The organism is Mesorhizobium sp. P2_E7 (assembly GCF_056403855.1).
Map to the genome: position 1 here is coordinate 2,891,348 of NZ_JBFUER010000001.1, position 17,791 is coordinate 2,909,138.

Consider the following 17,791-nt stretch of genomic DNA (forward strand, 5'->3'; position numbering starts at 1 on the left):
TGCCTCCTAAAAATCAAACGAAATTGCATCACCAATCAATGAGAGATAGTAATGGATCATGAACGTCCAGCGCCGCCTTTTGCCGAGCACCAGCGCCCTTGCCGCCTTCGAGGCGGTCGCCCGCCTCGGCTCCTTCACTGCCGCCGCACAGGAACTCGACCTGACCCAGGGCGCCGTCAGCCGGCAAATAGCACTTCTGGAAAACCAGTTCGGTCGCCGGCTGTTCGAGCGCGACAGCCGCAATGTCCGGCTGTCGGCTGCAGGCGAAACCTATGCCGAGGCGGTGCGCTCGGCACTTGGCCAGTTGTGCGACGCAGCGCTCGGATTGATGAGCAATAGGCATAGTGGCATGCTAAACCTCGCCATCTTGCCCACCTTCGGCACACGCTGGCTGATGCCGCTGATCCCGGATTTTGTCGCAGCGAACCCGGACATCACCATCAACTTCGTCACCCGCATCGGCCGCTTCGACTTTGCCCGCGAGCGCCTCGACGCCGCCATCCATCACGGACTGCCGGACTGGCCGGACGCGGACTCCACTTTGCTGATGCGCGAAACCGTCATGCCTGTGGTCTCGCCCGACTTCCTGGCCAGCCGCCATATCGCTACGGCAGCCGATATCAGCCGCCTGCCGCTGCTGCACATGGCGACGCGCCCTGGCGCCTGGAGCGAATGGTTCGAGGAACAGGGCCTCAGTGCGCCGACCGGGCCCGGCATGCAGTTCGAGCAATTCGGCACCGTCGCCCAGGCCTGCATGGCGGGGCTTGGCGTCGCGCTGCTGCCGCAGGTTCTCATTGCAGGCGAATTGCAGCGCGGTCAGCTCGTACCGACACCGGGACAGCCGATGCAAAGCCGCAGCGCCTACTATCTCGTCGTCCCGCACGACAAGCGCGGCCATCCACCGGTCGCCAGCTTTCGCGACTGGCTGCTAGGCCAGGTCGAGAAGGAGCCGGCTGTTCTGGCGTGGTAGCTACTTCCGCTTCAGCGCATCGGCCAGCGCTGCGCCGAACGCGCCTTGCGACGGCCGCTCGGGCTGACGCTGCGGCGCTGGCGAACGCGGCGCCGGCTTGCCGCCGCCGTTGTCGCGTGGTCCTTTCGAGGCACCGCCCTCGCCGCCATCCTTGCGCATCGACAGCGCGATGCGCTTGCGCTTGATGTCGACGTCGACGACGCGGACCTTCACGACGTCACCGGCCTTTACCACCTCGTGCGCATCCTTGATGAAGCGATCGGCGAGTTGCGAGACATGCACCAGCCCATCCTGATGCACGCCGATATCGACGAAGGCGCCAAAGGCGGCGACGTTGGTTACGGTGCCTTCGAGCAGCATGCCAGGCTTCAGATCCTTGATGTCGTCGACGCCGTCGGCAAAGGTCGCCGTCTTGAAGCCGGGGCGTGGGTCACGGCCCGGCTTTTCCAGCTCGGCGATAATGTCGCGCACCGTCGGCAGGCCGAAACGCTCGTCGACGAAGACGCGCGGGTCGAGCGCTTTCAGCGCAGCACTGTCGCCCATCAGCGCGCGCACATCGCGGCCGCAGGCGGCGACGATCTTCTTGGCCACACCATAGGCTTCCGGATGCACGGACGAAGCATCGAGCGGCTCGCTGCCATTGGCAATGCGCAGGAAGCCGGCGGATTGTTCGAACGCGCGCGGTCCGAGCCGCGCCACCTTGAGCAATTCCTTGCGGCTGGCAAACGGCCCGGTCGCATCGCGATGCGCGACGATGGCATCGGCGAGCGATGCGCCAAGGCCGGACACGCGGGCCAGCAGCGGTGCCGAAGCGGTGTTGAGATCGACGCCGACGGCGTTGACCGCGTCTTCGACCACCGCTTCCAGCGAGCGGCCGAGGCGGTACTGGTCGACATCGTGCTGGTACTGGCCGACACCGATCGACTTCGGCTCGATCTTGACCAGTTCGGCCAGCGGATCCTGCAGCCGCCTTGCGATCGACACCGCACCGCGCAGCGACACGTCGAGGCCGGGGAATTCCGCCGCCGCCGTGGCCGAGGCCGAATAGACCGAAGCGCCGGCTTCGCTGACGATCACCTTGAGCGGCTTTGGGCCTGCACCGGCCGGCATATCCGACAGCATGTCGGCAACCAGCTTTTCCGTCTCGCGACTGCCGGTGCCGTTGCCGATCGAGATCAGCTCGACCTTGTGCTGGCTGATGAGGGCGGCGAGTTCGACCTGCGTGCCGCGCGCATCGTTTCTTGGCGGGAACGGATAGACCGTCGTCGTCGCCACAAGCTTGCCGGTGCCATCGACCACGGCGACCTTGACGCCGGTGCGGATGCCGGGGTCGAGCCCCATGGTCGGCCGCGAGCCGGCGGGCGCCGCCAGCAGCAGATCTTTCAGGTTGCGGGCAAAGACGTGGATCGCCTCTTCCTCCGCCCGCTCGCGCAAATCGCGCATCAAATCGAGCGTCAGGTGCAGCGACAGTTTTATCCGCCAGGTCCAGCCCGCGACCTCCATCAGCCAGCGGTCGCCAGGCAGGCTGGAGCCGATGGCATAGGCGTTGGCGATCGTGCGCTCGACCGGCTTCACCGGCGAGGTGTCGTCGGCGTCGACCTCAATGTCGAGCGACAGCACCTCTTCGTTGCGGCCGCGCAGCATCGCCAGCGCGCGGTGGCTCGGCACGTTGGCCCAGCGCTCGACATGGTCGAAATAGTCGGAGAATTTCGCCCCGGCCTCCTGCTTGCCGTCGACGACACGGGCACGCATGAAAGCGCGTTCCTTCATGTAGTTGCGCAACTTGCCGACCAGATCGGCATTTTCGGCGAATTGCTCCGACAGAATGTCGCGCGCGCCTTCCAGCGCCGCCTTGGCGTCGGCGACCTCTTCGGTCACATAGGCCAGCGCCGCCTCGGCAGGGACGAGCGGGCGGTTGGCCAGAATAGCCTCGGCCAGCGGCCCGAGTCCGCGCTCTCGGGCGATCTCCGCCTTGGTGCGGCGCTTGGGCTTGTAGGGCAGATAGATGTCTTCCAGCTCGGCCTTGGTGGTGGCGGCAACGATCTTGCCTTCAAGCTCTTCAGTCAGCTTGCCCTGCTCGCGGATCGAACCGAGAATTGTGTCGCGGCGCGCATCGAGCTCGCGCAGATAGGCCAGCCGCTCGGCAAGGTCGCGCAATTGCGTGTCGTCGAGCCCGCCGGTGACCTCCTTGCGGTAGCGCGCCACGAACGGCACGGTCGCCCCCTCGTCGAGCAGCCCGATGGCTGCCGCCGCCTGTTCCGGCCGCGCGCCGATCTCGGCCGCGATGATTGCTGCGATGCGCTTGCTGTCCGATGCCATGCTGGTCCTTGTCGCAAAAGAGCGGCGACCATAGGCGCAGACATCGGCGCCGCCAACTGCCGCGTCTTCACCAGCGCGCGAGGTCCACAGGAAAGCACCGAAGTTCGGATGTCCGGGATGGGCTAAACCAGCCCGCTCAGCGCCTCGAAGAAGGCAACGATCTCGCGTTCAAGCGCAGGCTCCTCCGGCACAGGCTGCGACCCCATTTTTGCAATCACCACTTCGGTCTTGGGGTTCACGTACAGCCATTGGCCATGGATGCCGATGCCGCAGAAGGCGCCGTTTTCGTGTCCCGTCTGGTACCATTTGTTGCGATACCGGCCCTTCGGGAACAGATGCACCATGGTGCCGCGCTGCCAGGCTTCCGCATTGCCGCCGGTAACGACCGTATCGTGCACCCAGGCTTCCGGTACGATGCGCCGGCCATTGGCCGTTCCGCCCTGCCGCATCATCTCGCCGATGCGCGCGAGATCGCGCGGCGTTACCGAAATGCCGCCGGCGGTGCGCGCCGTGCCCTCCATGTCGACGCCGATCGAGGCTTCGCTGACGGCGCCGAGCGGCAGCCACAGTTTCTCGCGCATCAGGTCGGGGAAGCGCTGGCCCGAAGCGCGCTCCAGCAGGATGCCGAGCAGGTCGGAGTTGGGTGAACGGTAGCGAAAGGTCTCGCCATGCGGTTCGTCAAGCCGCTGCAAGGTCAGGATGAATTCGCGCAGGCTTTCCGTGCCGCCGCCCGGATTCCACAGCGTGGCCCGGCGGTAGCGGGCAAAGGCGCTTTCGGGATCGAGATAGGCCTCCTCGAAATCGAGGCTGACGCTCATGTCGAGCACATGCCGGCAACTCGCGTCGGCATAGGCAGAGCCGGCGGCTTCCGGGATGTACTGGGTCACCGGCGCTTGCGGATCGAACACGCCCTCGCCTTCCAATATGCCGGCGATGATGGCGGTGACCGACTTGCTGATTGAAAAGATGATGTGGCGAGCACCGAAATCCATATGCGGCGCGAACCAGTCGCCGATGATCTTGCCGCCCTTCATCACCGTAAGCGCGTCGCTGCTCGAACGCGCCAGGAATTCGGCGACCGTTTCCGGCGCGTTGGCGACGGAGACCTTGTCGCGGAGCAGATCGCTGAGGTCCGGCACCGGCGCTTCGACGCTCCCAGGCGTTGCCGCCACGGGAGCGGTCGGCACCAGTTCGCCGAGATTCTGGAACGACCAGCGATTGAATGGGCTTTCGCGCCAGTTGGAAAGCAGCACCTCATTGCGGCTAAAGCCGTGGCGGGTCTCGAACGCGGTCTTGCCGGTCATGAACGTTTCCTCAAAGGGATTGTTTGTGTGGTTTCAGCCAAGCGCCTTGGCGATGGCGTGCACGGCTTTCAGCGTCGCCACCGAATAGGCGACATTGCTGAAATCCGGATAGGTCGAGAGCTTGACCACGACCATGTTCGTTTCCCAGTCGATATGGATCATTTGCCCGAACACACCCCGGCACATCAGCGCGCGTGAGCGCGGATCCTCGATCCAGAACTGGTTGCGGTAGCTGCCCTCCGGCAAGCTCGGATTGAAATCCGGCCCATGCCTGCCATTGCGCGTCGCCTCGATCCAGTCGGCCGGCACGATGCCGCGGCCCTCGTCGAGGATCAGCTGGCCGAAGCGGGCATAGTCGCGCAGCGTCGCGTTGAAGCCGCCATCGGCCAGCGCATAGCCGGCGCTGTCGACGGTGAAGCAGGCGCTCTCGTCGGCGCCGAGCTTTTGCCAGAGTTCCTCCGAGACCAGCTGCGCCAGCCGCTTGCCGGTCACCCGCTCCATGATGAAGGCCAGCACGTCGGTCTCGATCGAACGGTACTCGAAGGCTTTGCCATGCGGCCGCACTCTGTCCTTCAGCCGCAGGATCAGTTCGAACAGATGCGACGGCCACTGGAAATCCGGATCGCTGTCCGGCGGCACCGGCTTCCAGCCGGTGGCGACATCGACCTGACCGATATCCGAATAGCGGTCGGTGTATTCTTCGGAAAAGCGCACGCCGGTGGTCATATCGAGCACATGCTGCACGCTGGCGCCGGCCCAGCCGGTGGTGGCCAATTCCGGCAGATAGGTGGTTACCGGCTTGCCCGGATCGATGAGGCCACGCCCGACCATAATCCCAAACACAGTGCCGGTTATCGACTTCGCCATCGACTGCGACAGGTGCAGCGTGCGCTCGTCCATGCCGTTGAAATAGCGCTCGTAGGCGACCTTGCCGTCCTTGAGCACCAGGAAGCCGTCCGCATAGGTCTCGTCGAGCAGACCGGCGAGTGTGGTCGGACGGCCCTCGCTGTCCTCGACCGGCAATGCGTCGAGATCGGTCTCGGCCCGCTCGAAACGATGGCGATGGCCGGCACCGCGCCAGACCTCGACGGTCGGCAGGAATTCGCGGATGTGCTGAAAGGCCCAGCGGTTCCATGGCGGCCGGTCCCAATCAAGTTTCGGCAATACCATTTGCGGCGGCGAACCCTGCATGATCGGCGGCCGCAGATCGCTGTTGCGATAGGAGTCCATGAAAGCCATTCCGGAAAGAAGAGACCCGGCGGGAAAGATCGCCGGGTCTCTCAAGAAGCGGTTACTTCTGCAGTTCGGTCCAGATCTTGGTGTAGATGTCCTGGATCTCAGGCGCGCACATCTTCTGGAATTCGCCCTGTGCCTTCGCAGCCTCCGGAATGACAACCTCCGGTGCGTCCTTCATGTCGGCCGGCATGTACTTGTCCGAGCCGGTGATGGCGTTGGCGTAGCGGTGGAAGGCCGACAGGCCCGCCGCATTTTCCGGATCCATGATGAAGTTCTGGAACAGCTTGGCGTTCTCGACGTTCTTGGCCTCCTTGAGAACGACGACGTTGTCGCTCCACAGGCCGTAGCCTTCCTTCGGATAATTGTAGTGGATGGCCGGATTGGCCAGCCGCTGGCGCAGCGCCGAACCATTCCAGTCGCTGGTCGCCTTGAAGTCGCCGGCGCCCATCTTCTCGATGGTGTTGTATTCCATGGCGATCCAGTTCGGCTTGGCCGCGACAAGCGTGTCACGCACCTTCTTCAGCACCGCCTTGTCGTCGGTGCACTGCTGGCCGCCGACATATTTGATCGCGGCGAAGATGACGTCATTCATCTCGGGAACGACATTGGTCTTGCCCTTGAGCTCGTCCGGTGTGTTGAAGATGATGCCCCACGAGTCGGCCGGTCCCTTGTAGACATCGGTGTTGACGACGACACCGACGGTGCCCAGCGCCCACGGAACCGAATATTTGCGGCCGGGGTCGAAATCGGGATTGGCCCATTCGGGCGCCACGTTCTTGAAGTTCTCCATCTTGCCGGGGTCGGTCTCGAGCACGAGGCCTTCCTTGATCCAGATCGGCACATAGGTCTGCGACGGCACGGCAATGTCGAAGCCGGTGCCGCCCTGACGCACCTTGGCGAGCGCCGTGTCGTTGGAATCGTAGTCGGTGATGGTCACCTTGATGTTGTATTTGGCCTCGAACTTCTTGATCACGTCGGGGCTGGTGTAGTTGCCCCAATTGTAGATGTTCAGCTCGCCATCGGCGCGGGCCAGGCCCGTCGTTGCGAGCAGCGCCAACCCCATGGCGGCTGTCGTTGTTTTCCAGTTCATGGTTTTAACTCCCATTTGTAGGTTCAGTCTCGTTTCCTGCTGACAAAGAAAAACAACGTGACGATCGCGACCGAAAGCAGCAGGAAGGCGGTCGATATCGCGTTGATCTCGGGTGTGATGCCGCGGCGGATCTGGCCGAGCATGTAGGTGGGCAGCGTGTCCTGCCCGCCGGATTTGACGAACTCGGTGATGACGACGTCATCGAGCGAGATGACGAAGGCCAGCATCAGTCCGGCCAGGATGCCTGGCCACAAAAGCGGCAGCGTGATGCGCCGAAAAGTCTTCCATGGCGTCGCGTAGAGATCGGCCGCGGCGCGCTCCAAAGTCAGGTCCATGTTCTCCAGCCGCGCTCGGATCGGCAGATAGGCGAACGGAATGCAGAACGCCGTGTGCGCGGCGATCAGGTAGCCAAGGCCGGAATAGCCGGTGAAAATCTTGATGCGCGAGAAGAAGATCAGCAGCGCCACGCCGGTGACGATCTCGGGCACCATTAGCGGCTGGTTGATCGCCGCATATTTGAAGGTGAGGCCGGGATAGGACGCGGTGCGGGTGGTGGCCAGCGCCGCCATGGTGGCAAAGATGGTCGACAGCACTGCCGCGACGGCGCCGATCTGGAACGAGCGCAACGTCGCGTCGATAACCTGCACATTCTGCCACGCCGACTGGAACCAGCGCATCGAAAAGCCGCCCCATTCGGATGTCGAGTTCGCGGCATTGAAGGCGTAGGCGACCAGCACGATGATCGGCAGGTAGAGCACGATGAAACAGGTCGCGGCGATCGCCGTGAAGCCGGTCTGGTGCTTGATGGAAAAGTTGCTAGCCATGTCGCACCCCCGACTTGCCGGCGTTGCGGACATAGGCAAGCAGCGCCACCATGACGATAATCATCACCGTGATCGACAGCGCCGAGCCGAGCGGCCAGTTGCGGCCCTGCCCGAACTGCAATTCGATCAGGTTGGACAGCATCATGTTCTTGCCGCCGCCAAGCACGCTCGGCGTCACATAGGCGCCAAGCGCCGGAATGAAGACCAGGATGGAGCCGGCAATGACGCCGGGCTTGACCAGCGGAAAGATGATCTTGCGCAACACCTTGAAGCGCGTCGCGTAGAGATCATAGCCTGCCTCGACCAGGCGGAAATCGAGCTTCTCCATGCTGGCATAGATCGGCAGCACCATCAGCGGCAGGTAGACATAGGCCATGCCGATCAGGATCGCGGTGTCGGTGTAGAGGATCTGCACCGGCGCCGAGACGATGCCGAGCTTGATAAGGATGGTGTTGATGATGCCTTCGTTGCGGATGATCTGCAGCACGGCAAAGGTGCGGATCAGAAGGTTTGTCCAGAACGGAATGGTGATCAGGAACAGCCAGAGATCCCTGGTCTTCTCGCTGCGCGTCGCCATGAAATAGGCGGTGGGAAACCCCAGCGCCAACGTGGCGATGGTCGTCACCACCGCAAGCTTGATCGAGCGCCAGAAAATGGTGACATGCGCCGCCGCAAGCGAAAGCGTATCGTCGAAAATGTCGCGTTCCATGAACACCGACAGCCAGGCATCGGGCGAAAACTGCCACTTCACGTCGCCATAGGGGCCGGGCGTCAGGAACGAGTAGATCAGCACGATCAGCAAGGGGCCGGTCGCGGCGAGGAAAATCACCAGCAATGCTGGCGCTGACAGCAGCCAGCGGTCGCGCACATCGCGCCGCTCCGCTGCCTTGGCGACTTCTTCCGCGGTCGCCATGATCAGTCCTTCAGCACTTGCGCGGCGTCGTTGCCGATCATGATGCCGACCTGGCCGCCCTGCACGATGCCGTCGCCGGCGCCGCGGCTGTTCTGGCGCCGCACGATGAACGGTTCGCCACCGGCAAGGCGCAGATGGAAGTGCGTGTCGGTGCCGAGATAGACGATGTTCTCGACGGTGCCGGACAGCGAAGCGCTCGGGCTGGCCGCACCCAGCTGCGCATGTTCGGGACGCACCACAATGGTGACCTTGCCGCTGGGGCTGAAACCGTCCGGCAACGAGGCCGGGATTTCCGTTCCCGACGATAGCTTTACCGTGGCGCGGCCACTGGTCACGCCGACCACATCCGCCTTGAGGAAGTTCGACTCGCCGATGAAATCGGCGACGAAGCGCTCGGCCGGCCGGTCGTAGATGTCGCGCGGCGAACCGACCTGCAGGATCTTGCCCGACGACATCACCGCGATGCGGTCCGACATGGTCAGCGCTTCTTCCTGGTCATGGGTAACGAAGATGAAGGTGATGCCGGTCTCGTGCTGCAGCCGCTTCAACTCGATCTGCATTTCCTTGCGCAGCTTGTAGTCGAGCGCCGACAGCGGTTCGTCGAGCAACAGGACCTTGGGCTGTGGCGCCAGTGCGCGGGCGAGCGCCACGCGCTGCTGCTGGCCGCCGGAGATCTGGCTGGTGCGGCGACCCGCCAGCGCCTCCATCTTCACCAGCTTCAACATCTCGGCGACGCGCGCCGTGATCTCGGCCTTCGGCTTGCCCAGCATTTCGAGACCAAAGCCGATATTGTCGGCGACGGTCATGTGCGGGAACAGCGCATAGGACTGGAAGACGGTGTTGACCGGCCGCTTGAATGGCGGCAAGGGCGCAATGTCCTGGCCGTAAAGCAGGATTTCGCCGGCGGTTGGAAAGTCGAAGCCGGCAATCAGCCGCAGCAACGTGGTCTTGCCGCAACCGGATGGGCCCAGCAGGGTGAAGAACTCGTTCTCGCGGATGGATACCGAGACCGTGTCGAGGGCCGCGACCTGCCCTTCCCCTGATCCGAAAATTTTACTGACGTTTACGACTTCAATTGCATTCCGATCCGGTTTTTCCGGCACGATACGCCTCACTGTTGACCCCGCTCTTGTCGGCGGAGTTTTTCCCCTGTTCGATGTGACCACACGGCCGGTAGGTTGGCAAGTCCGGCATTGAATCACAGTTCAGTCCGTCAATTCGTCTTGCAAGCCGCAAGCTTTGCAAGCCGCATGCCATTGTTAGGCCTGGTAGGTGACCTTGCCGCCGCAGACCGTCGTCACCGGGCGAACCTTGTGCAATTCAGCCGGTGCCGTCTTCTCGATATCAGCGGACAAAACCACCAGATCCGCCATGTAGCCGGGTTTCAGAACGCCTTTGCGCTGCTCGGCGAATTCGGCATAGGCACCCTCGACCGTGTAGGCCGCGAGCCCTTCCTGCAGCGAGAAACTCTGGTCGGGATCGCCTTCTGCCCATGGTTTGCGCAGCAATGCCGCCTGGATGCTCAGGATCGGGTCGATCGCAGCCACCGGCCAGTCCGACGCGAACACGACATGGGCGCCGGCTTCCCTCAAGGTGCGCCAGGCATAGCTCAGCGGCCAGCGGTCCCGCCCGATGCGCGATACGGTCGGCTCCAGCGGAAAATCCATGGCTCCGGGTGGATGCGACGGCTGCATCGAGGCGATGACGCCGAGTTCGGCGAAACGCGGTACATCGGCGGCGGTGGTGACTTCGATGTGCTCGACCCTGTGCCGGCTGTCGCGCTTGCCATTGGCCTTTTGCGCCGCCTCGTAACCGTCGAGCACAGAGCGCACGGCGCCATCGCCGATCGAGTGCACGGCGATCTGCAGGCCACGCTTGTCGATGGCCACGGCGAGATCGATGAATTGCTGCGGCGTGAACAGCGGCTCGCCGACCCAGTCGGGACGGTCCGCATAGGGCTCGACCATAACCGCGGTCCAGGAGTCGAGCACCCCGTCATAGAACACCTTGACCATGCCCGATGACAGCCATTCGCTGTCGTACCGCTCAGCCATGACAGAGGCCTTCTCCAGCATGTCGAGGGTCATGAAATTCTTGTAGTGGAACGGGATCTTGACGCGGCAGGGCAAGCCTTCTTCGGCCTCGATCTCGGAGAGCAATTCGAGCTGGTAGAGATTGCCGTCCATGTTCTGGATCGAGGTAATGCCGTGGCGGGCGCACCAGGCAAGGCCGCGCCGCATGATGTCGCGGTCGGCGGCCCGCTCTTGCGCCGACGGCATCGGGTTGGGCTCGCCGCCAGTCGACAGCCCCAGCCGCACCCGGCTTTCGCCGGCAAGGTCGAGCACCGGACCGAACGCTTCGCCCTCGCGCAATTCACCGGCAGCCAGGCCGTCTTCGCCCATGACGATCTCGTTGCCTGGACCGAGCGTGCGCGCCCGCAGAATGCCCGCCATCTCCAGCGCTTTGGTGTTGGCCCACATGGTGTGATGGTCGGGCGCCGCCATGCAGAAGGGACGGTCCGGCAGGATGGCGTCGAGATGGTGGCGGGTCACCCGCTCGTCGCCGAGCACGGTGTAGTCGACCCCCTGCCCGACCAGCATCTTCGCCTCGGGCCGTGTCGATGCATAATCGCGGATCGCGCTTTGCAGCGCCTCGAAGCCGTGGATACCACCAAGCTGGAGATGCGCGAGCTCGGCCCCTCCGGAGAACAAATGCATGTGGGCTTCGATGAAACCGGGCAGGACCGAACCGCCTTTGGCGTCGATAACCCTGGTAGCCGATCCCTTGAGTTCTTCGATGGAAGCGCGGCTGCCGATGGCGATGATGGCGCCGTCCTTGACGGCAATAGCCTCGGCGGCGGGATTGTCATCGTCCATGGTCCGCACGCGACCATTGATGACGATCAGATCAGCACCCGCACCCGTGACAGACATCGCGACTCCGCGCTTTTGACGACTGACTGAGACCGACAACCCTCTTGTCCGACAAGCTTCCACTCCGCTGGAGCGGCGCTATCGAACAAAAACTGATGCCAGTGCGCTGTTTTGAAATTCCCCTTGTGATCTCCGAAAACAGCGTGGATAAAAGAATGCGACTAATTATTCGCGTTTGTCAACGTGCCGAATTTCGAATGTATTGTGGACAGCATGCGGCGCTTGGGACGGGCGAACGAGGGCATCGGGACGTGAAGCGCAATCTCAGCCGCGAAACCAGGATGGCGCTCGAGCCGCGCAAGCAGCCGCGGCAAGAGCGGTCGAGCAAGGTGGTCGACCGGATTCTCGACGCGGCGCTGACTCTGACGCGCGAGCAAGGAACCAAGACGCCGACAACGCTCGCCATTGCGCAGCGCGCGGGCCTGTCGGTCGGGTCGGTCTACCAGTACTTTCCCAACAAGGAAGCCATTCTTCTCGACCTCGCGCGGCGCTGGCTATCATCCTTTCCCGAGGTGATCGCCAGGCGCATCAAGGTCGCGCCGCCCACCAACCGCGACGAGTTTCGCCAGGAAGTGCGCAAGCTCTTCATCGATACCTCCAGGATATATCTCGAAAACGCCAACCTGATGCCGGTGATCGAGGCCATCTCCGGCAATGCCGACCTCAGGCCGATCCAGGACGAATATGACGAGCAGATCATCGCGCTCTACGCCGCGTGGCTGCAGCATGTGAACCCGGCCCTTGAAGACAGGATCGCCAGCCGGCTCGGCGTGCTGATGATGGATGTCGGGCACGCCTGCCGGCTTGTGGGACTGAAACGAGACCGCAAGACATACGACCTCATCGAGGACGATGTGGAAAGAATGTGGCTCGCTCTGGTGACCCCCTATCTCAACCTTGACTGATTTCACTTCGAGAGGAATTTTATGAAGACTGTCTATTCGCCGCTTCATGCTGGCCATGCCGGCCAGATGGAACTGGTCACATCAGCCATCGTTCCAGGTTTCGAAAAACCGTCGCGGGCCGAATTCATCAAGGCGCGGGTCGAGAGCGAGAAGCTTGGACCGATCGTCGGACCGGTCGAGCATGATCTCGCCGCCGCCAAGCGTATCCATAAAGCCGATTACATCGACTTCCTGCCGACGGTGTGGCCGCGATGGACCGCCGAGGGCCACAATGGCACGGCCATGCCTTTCACCTGGCCGACACGTGGCCTGCGCGGCGACGTGCCGCCCAAGCGCGTCGATGCTCTGCTCGGCTACTATTCCTTCGACGCCGGAGCCACCTTCGTCGAAGGCACCTGGACCGCCATCAAATCGTCCTATGACGTGGCGCTGACAGCGGCTGCCCTGGTCAAGGGCGGCGAACGGTCGGCCTTCGCGCTCTGCCGCCCGCCCGGCCATCACGCCGGCGCCGGTTTCATGGGCGGCTACTGCTACATCAACAACGCGGCGGTGGCAGCGCAGTGGTTCCGCGACCAGGGCGCCAAACGCGTTTCGATCCTCGACGTCGACTATCACCACGGCAATGGCACGCAGGAGATCTTCTACGAGCGCGCCGACGTGCAGGTCCTCAATCTGCATGGCGATCCGATGGTCGAATACCCCTTCTTTCTCGGCCATGCCGACGAACGCGGCGCCGACGCCGGCGAAGGTTTCAACATCAATTATCCCATGCCCTTCGGCACCGACTGGGACGCCTGGAACGCCTCGCTGGAAGATGCCTGCGCCAGGCTCGCGGCTTACGCGCCTGACATCGTCATCGTCTCGCTCGGCGTCGACACCTTCGAGAAGGACCCGATCAGCCAGTTCAAGCTGAAGAGCCCGGACTATCCGAAGATCGGCCGCCGCATCGCCAAGCTCGGCCTGCCGACGCTGTTCGTCATGGAAGGCGGTTACGCCGTCGAGGAAATCGGCATCAACGCCGTGGGCGTGCTGACCGGCTTCGAGGACAAGTAGGAGTGGGGGGCGGCCACAGCCGCCCCCGGAACTCCACCTAGACAGCTGCGCCGGTGGTCGGCGCGGCCGCTGGAACGACTGGCTTTCGCGACCGGCCGATCCTGTAGACGATCACCGCCGCGATCAGGCCGGCGGCCAGGATCCCTACCGCCAGCAGCGGCCGGTACCAGAACCAGGCGATGGCGATCGTCGTCGTGCCGACCAGGATCGCCAGGACGAAGGCGATAATGCCGGTTCCCATCCGCGCCATGCTGCCGAGGAAGGGTATGACGTCGAGGATCACCCCGATCGGGCTGAGGAACAGCGCAAAGCCGATGGTCAGCAAAAGCAGGCCGGCGCCGCGTAGCAGCCAGGTGATCAGCGTGTTGGCGCTTACAGCGTCGGCGAACATCTTTTCGGCCGGCACGTTGCCGGTATCCACCATCAGCAACGCATCGCCCGCTTGCGTCTGGTATGGCTCGAACCGGCTGCCGGCCTGACGCGCGACGATGCTGACCACGCCAAGCGGCGCCAGTTCGTAGCCGATGCGGTAGTCGCCCAGAGCAGGTGTTGTGTTGTCATTGCCGAGATAGATCCTGCCATCGACGATGCTGAGCGGCTTCGTCCCGGTATAGGCGGCCTTTATCGCCGCCGACTGATCGGCCGACAGCGAATAGTCCTTGTCGCCCTCGATGCGATCCAGCACCGGCGTATCCAGATCGAAGGCGACAAGCTTGCCCTGCGGGATCTGGAAAGTGCGGCTGTGGATCGCCATGGACGGATTCTGATGGCCGTCCGGCTTCTTGAAATCGGACGAGTCGATCTGGCTGTCGTCCCACACTTTCGAATAACTGTAGGTCGTCACCGTCTCTTCACCGCCGCCGAGCTTTTTCGTCGTCTCCGACTTGGACTCTTCCTTCCACTGATACATCTCGACGCTGCGCGACAGCCGCAATCCTTGCGCCGCGATGCCAAAATCCGGATCGGCGAGACCGCTGTCCGCTGTCACCGGTCCGCTGACATGGACCAGCTTGCCGTCATTGGCGGCATCGACGCTGTCGGCGCCGACCGAAACCACCGCGCCCGACCCTTCGGCCAGCGAGCGCGCCGTCTGCACGGCGCGGCCCTCGTTCCAGAACAGCCCGATCACCATCAGCACGATCAGGATGAGGCCGAAGATGACCCCGCCCACCGCACGCTTGATCCGTCCGAACCACGAGACGGATGTGACTTCTTGAAATGAATCGCTCATCGTTTCCCCCGAAACAAAGTTACCCAAAATTTCAACGCGACCGGCGGCCGCGCGCCGAACTGACTAGTCTGCGTGGATCTGCGCGCCGCAATCCCGGTCGCCTGCGCAAGAGTGCACCGCCCGCGTCGTGCCGCCATCGCCGACCCGCCACGGTGAAGCCGACAGCGGCGCCTGCCGCTTGTTGCCAAGAAGATCGAGTGCCCGCATCGCGGTCTGCTCCGCCGTCTCTTCCCGTTTGACGACCAGCACATCCTTAAGGCCGACCGCGGCAAGCTGCGGCATCACCACATCCGGGTCGCCCGCCACCACGATCAGCGACGGATCCAGCGACGACAAGGCCAATGCCTGTTTCTGCACGGCGTCGAGCGTAAGTTTAGTGCGCGCGGCCATGCGGCCTTGCTGGTCCTCCAGCGTCGAGCCGCTGCCGACCGCAGCAATCAGCGAAGAGAACAGGCCGGCCGAGGTCTCGGCCGATCCAGCCAGCGCCCGGCGATAGACGGTCACCGTACGGTCGACCTCATCCTGCGCCACCGGCAAGGTGGTCAGGCCGGCAAAGCCCTTCAGTATCTCAGTGATCGCCGGACCGGTGTTAGCGCGCTCGACCGTGGTTGCCACCACCAGTCCCGAACCGGCCTTCATCGGGCTCATCAGATAGCTCGACACGCCATAGGAATAGCCCTTCTCCTCGCGGATCACCGAATTCAGCCGGCTGGAGAAATCGGCGCCGAGCAGGTTGGAGACCGCGGTCGATTCGGCGCGCTCGCTTTCGTCGGTGCCGGGCGCCGGCCGCGCCACGAACAGCGCCGACTGGCTGGCGCCAGGTTCGGGCACCAGCAGCACCTTCTGGCCGCCATCGAAATGCGCTACCGGCGCTTGCTCGACGGCATAGCTGGCGGCGTCGCTTGTCCATGCGCCGAATGACTTTTCCAGGCCGGCTGCAACAGTCGCGACCGGCATCGGGCCGACGCTGTAGAAGGTCACCGCCTTCGGCGTGAACTCCGCCTTGAACGCGTCTCTCGCCTCATCGAGCGAGATCGAGGCCAGCGCCTTTGCCGACCAGTCGACCGACGCCTTGCCCGGCACCTGCGGGATCAGCGCTGCCTTCGCCACGCGGCCGGCAACGCCGGGCAGATCGGCCTCGCGGCCATTCAGCCAGTCGATCGTCTGCGCCATCAGCACCGTCCATTCGGTCTTATCGAAACGCGGCTTCAGCACCGCGTCGGCAAGCAGGCCGAGACCCTGGTCGAGCTTTTCCGGCGGCACGCCCAGCGTCATCGTCGTGGTTAGTGCGCCGGCCTGGTAGCCGACGCCGGCGCCGATGTCGCTGGCGGCCTTGGCGAAGTCAGCCGAGCCGCGATCCCCGGCTCCGCCCGTCGCCATGCTTGCGGCAAGCTCCAGCAGCCCCTCCTTGCCTTCCGGCACGCTGTTCCAGCCGCCCTGGGCAATGGCCGCGACATAGAGCATCGGCGCTTCCGGCATCGTGTAGTGGACGAGCTTGATGCCGTTCGACAGCGTCGCCGTTTCTTTTGCGGGCAAGGTCGCCGAAGGCGCCTCGCCGGCCGCATGCTTTGGAATATCGATCGCTGCCCGCTCCGGTGCGGTGAACGGTTGCGGCGTGCCGGACGAGCCGATCAGAGCGTCGGGATAGCCCCCACGCGGACCGGGCTTCAGCACCAGCACGCTGGCATCTTCCGGTTTCAACAGCCGCTTCATCGTCGCTTCGATATCGGCGATGCTGACATTCTTGACCCTGGGATCGTCGACCAGCGCACTCTGCGCATCGCCGAGCACGTCGGCATAGTAGGAGACGGTGCCGGCGCGATCCTTCAGCCCTTCATTGCCGAGCCGCGCGGCCTGCAGCAAGCCGGTACGCGCGCGTTCGACATCGGCCGGATCGAGCGGTGTCTTGAGGAAATCCGCGAACGCCGCTTTCATCGCGCTTTCCAGCGCCTCCGGCTTGACACCTTCCGCCGCGCCCGCCTCGAAGGTGAAGCGGCCGCCGAGCAGCCCGACGGTCCAGTTCGCATTGGCATAGGTGGCGATGCCCAGCTGCGAAACCAAACGGTTGCGCAGGAACCCATATTCGCCATTGCCGAGCAGTTCGGCGGCAATGCTGAGCGCGCCATTGTCGGGCGACTGCGCCACCGGGCCGCTGAAACCGACCACGACGATCGCGCTCGGCACACGATCCTCGAGCACCAGCTTGAGCCGCGCCTGCGTCGGTTCCGGCACCGCCGGCCGCGCCACATCGGCGCCGCGCGGCACCTTGCCAAACGTGTCGGCAATCAGCGCCTTGGTGTCGTCGACTTTGATATCGCCGACCAGCACCAGCACCGCATTGTTGGGCAGATAATAGCTGTTGAAGAAACCTCTGACATCGTCGAGCGTCGCCGCATCGAGGTCGGCGACCGAGCCGATGACCATGCGGCTATAGGGATGCGGCTTCGGGAACAGTCCGGACCAGAAGGCTTCCCAGCCGGAGGCGCCGGCCTTGTCGAGCACGTTCTGGCGCATCTCGTTCTTGACCACGGAGCGCTGCAGGTCGAGCTTGGCCTGCGTCACCGAACGGCCGAGATTGGCCATGCGGTCGGCCTCCAGCGACAGGATCATCGGCAGCGACGACGACAGCCCGTCGACGTAATAAACCGTGCCGTCCTCGGTGGTCCAGGCATTGATCTCGTTGCCGAGCGCTGCATGCGCGCCAAACACGTTCGGCCAGGCCGGCGTGCCGGAAAACATCAGATGCTCGAACAGGTGCGCAAAGCCCGAGCGTCCCGCGGGCTCATTCATCGATCCGACGCGGTAGCGCAGGTTCATCACCACCTTCGGCGCACGATGGTCCGGCACCAGCACCACCTGCAGCCCGTTGTCGAGCGCATAGGTGACGATCGGCTCGGCCTTGGCGGGCGCTGCCGCGCCGGCAAAAACCGCAAGCACCACCACCGTGAACGCCAGGAAAACCTGCTTCATCACTACCCCCGATGCTGATGGCCGCGAAGCAAGCGCGCCCAAA

13 protein-coding genes are annotated in these 17,791 nt (G+C 63.7%); 3 read left to right on the plus strand and 10 right to left on the minus strand.

The features are described from left to right. The first annotated feature begins 58 nt into the window (after window positions 1-58). Window positions 59-970 (plus strand): LysR family transcriptional regulator, encoded by a 912-nt coding sequence (locus AC1DYC_RS14235; RefSeq protein WP_477407195.1) that lies wholly within the window; start codon window positions 59-61, stop codon window positions 968-970. Here the strand turns inward: AC1DYC_RS14235 and AC1DYC_RS14240 are convergent, their stop codons facing one another. The 8 genes from AC1DYC_RS14240 to AC1DYC_RS14275 all read right to left on the minus strand — a co-directional run bounded on the left by AC1DYC_RS14240 (window position 971) and on the right by AC1DYC_RS14275 (window position 11,589). Further along, a complete protein-coding gene (locus AC1DYC_RS14240) occupies window positions 971-3,289 on the minus strand; it encodes a Tex family protein (protein ID WP_477407197.1) in 2,319 nt (772 codons plus the stop codon). A gap of 122 nt (window positions 3,290-3,411) precedes the next feature. Further along, window positions 3,412-4,593, minus strand: a complete 1,182-nt coding sequence (locus AC1DYC_RS14245; RefSeq protein ID WP_477407199.1) for a serine hydrolase domain-containing protein — start codon at window positions 4,591-4,593, stop codon at window positions 3,412-3,414. 33 nt (window positions 4,594-4,626) lie between these two features. Next, a complete protein-coding gene (locus AC1DYC_RS14250) occupies window positions 4,627-5,823 on the minus strand; it encodes a serine hydrolase domain-containing protein (protein WP_477407201.1) in 1,197 nt (398 codons plus the stop codon). Between the two features lie 61 nt (window positions 5,824-5,884). After that, the gene (locus AC1DYC_RS14255) at window positions 5,885-6,919 is read right to left on the minus strand and encodes an ABC transporter substrate-binding protein (RefSeq protein ID WP_477303533.1); all 1,035 of its coding nucleotides are present in this window, start codon (window positions 6,917-6,919) and stop codon (window positions 5,885-5,887) included. 23 nt (window positions 6,920-6,942) lie between these two features. Then, the gene (locus tag AC1DYC_RS14260) at window positions 6,943-7,743 is read right to left on the minus strand and encodes an ABC transporter permease (RefSeq protein WP_477407203.1); all 801 of its coding nucleotides are present in this window, start codon (window positions 7,741-7,743) and stop codon (window positions 6,943-6,945) included. Beyond that, entirely contained in the window at window positions 7,736-8,656 is a 921-nt protein-coding gene (locus tag AC1DYC_RS14265) for an ABC transporter permease (protein ID WP_112559356.1), read from the minus strand. Before AC1DYC_RS14265 ends, AC1DYC_RS14260 begins: the two co-directional genes overlap by 8 nt. A gap of 2 nt (window positions 8,657-8,658) precedes the next feature. Then, window positions 8,659-9,759, minus strand: a complete 1,101-nt coding sequence (locus tag AC1DYC_RS14270) for an ABC transporter ATP-binding protein (RefSeq protein ID WP_477303891.1) — start codon at window positions 9,757-9,759, stop codon at window positions 8,659-8,661. A 156-nt stretch (window positions 9,760-9,915) separates the two neighbouring features. Continuing rightward, on the minus strand, window positions 9,916-11,589 hold the full coding sequence (locus AC1DYC_RS14275) for an amidohydrolase (RefSeq protein WP_477407205.1): 1,674 nt from the start codon (window positions 11,587-11,589) through the stop codon (window positions 9,916-9,918). 44 nt (window positions 11,590-11,633) lie between these two features. Here AC1DYC_RS14275 and AC1DYC_RS14280 point away from each other — a divergent pair, with 44 nt between their 5' ends. Both AC1DYC_RS14280 and AC1DYC_RS14285 read left to right on the plus strand, forming a co-directional pair. Next, window positions 11,634-12,494: a TetR/AcrR family transcriptional regulator gene (locus tag AC1DYC_RS14280; RefSeq protein WP_477407207.1), complete on the plus strand. Its 861-nt coding sequence runs from the start codon at window positions 11,634-11,636 to the stop codon at window positions 12,492-12,494. Between the two features lie 21 nt (window positions 12,495-12,515). Further along, a complete protein-coding gene (locus tag AC1DYC_RS14285; protein WP_477407209.1) occupies window positions 12,516-13,547 on the plus strand; it encodes a histone deacetylase family protein in 1,032 nt (343 codons plus the stop codon). Between the two features lie 37 nt (window positions 13,548-13,584). On the opposite strand, the gene AC1DYC_RS14290 is transcribed toward AC1DYC_RS14285, so the two are convergent. Next, window positions 13,585-14,778, minus strand: coding sequence for a TMEM43 family protein (locus AC1DYC_RS14290; protein WP_477407211.1), 1,194 nt, complete (start codon window positions 14,776-14,778; stop codon window positions 13,585-13,587). Window positions 14,779-14,841: 63 nt separating this feature from the next. Beyond that, on the minus strand, window positions 14,842-17,748 hold the full coding sequence (locus AC1DYC_RS14295) for a M16 family metallopeptidase (protein WP_477407213.1): 2,907 nt from the start codon (window positions 17,746-17,748) through the stop codon (window positions 14,842-14,844). Window positions 17,749-17,791 lie beyond the last annotated feature (43 nt).

Coding starts and splice junctions, on each gene's coding strand:
- AC1DYC_RS14295 (WP_477407213.1), bottom strand. CDS start 17,748: ATGAAGCAGGTTTTCCTGGCGTTCACGGTGGTGGTGCTTGCGGTTTTT.
- AC1DYC_RS14255 (WP_477303533.1), bottom strand. CDS start 6,919: ATGAACTGGAAAACAACGACAGCCGCCATGGGGTTGGCGCTGCTCGCA.
- AC1DYC_RS14275 (WP_477407205.1), bottom strand. CDS start 11,589: ATGTCTGTCACGGGTGCGGGTGCTGATCTGATCGTCATCAATGGTCGC.
- AC1DYC_RS14245 (WP_477407199.1), bottom strand. CDS start 4,593: ATGACCGGCAAGACCGCGTTCGAGACCCGCCACGGCTTTAGCCGCAAT.
- AC1DYC_RS14240 (WP_477407197.1), bottom strand. CDS start 3,289: ATGGCATCGGACAGCAAGCGCATCGCAGCAATCATCGCGGCCGAGATC.
- AC1DYC_RS14250 (WP_477407201.1), bottom strand. CDS start 5,823: ATGGACTCCTATCGCAACAGCGATCTGCGGCCGCCGATCATGCAGGGT.
- AC1DYC_RS14260 (WP_477407203.1), bottom strand. CDS start 7,743: ATGGCTAGCAACTTTTCCATCAAGCACCAGACCGGCTTCACGGCGATC.
- AC1DYC_RS14290 (WP_477407211.1), bottom strand. CDS start 14,778: ATGAGCGATTCATTTCAAGAAGTCACATCCGTCTCGTGGTTCGGACGG.
- AC1DYC_RS14285 (WP_477407209.1), top strand. CDS start 12,516: ATGAAGACTGTCTATTCGCCGCTTCATGCTGGCCATGCCGGCCAGATG.
- AC1DYC_RS14235 (WP_477407195.1), top strand. CDS start 59: ATGAACGTCCAGCGCCGCCTTTTGCCGAGCACCAGCGCCCTTGCCGCC.
- AC1DYC_RS14265 (WP_112559356.1), bottom strand. CDS start 8,656: ATGGCGACCGCGGAAGAAGTCGCCAAGGCAGCGGAGCGGCGCGATGTG.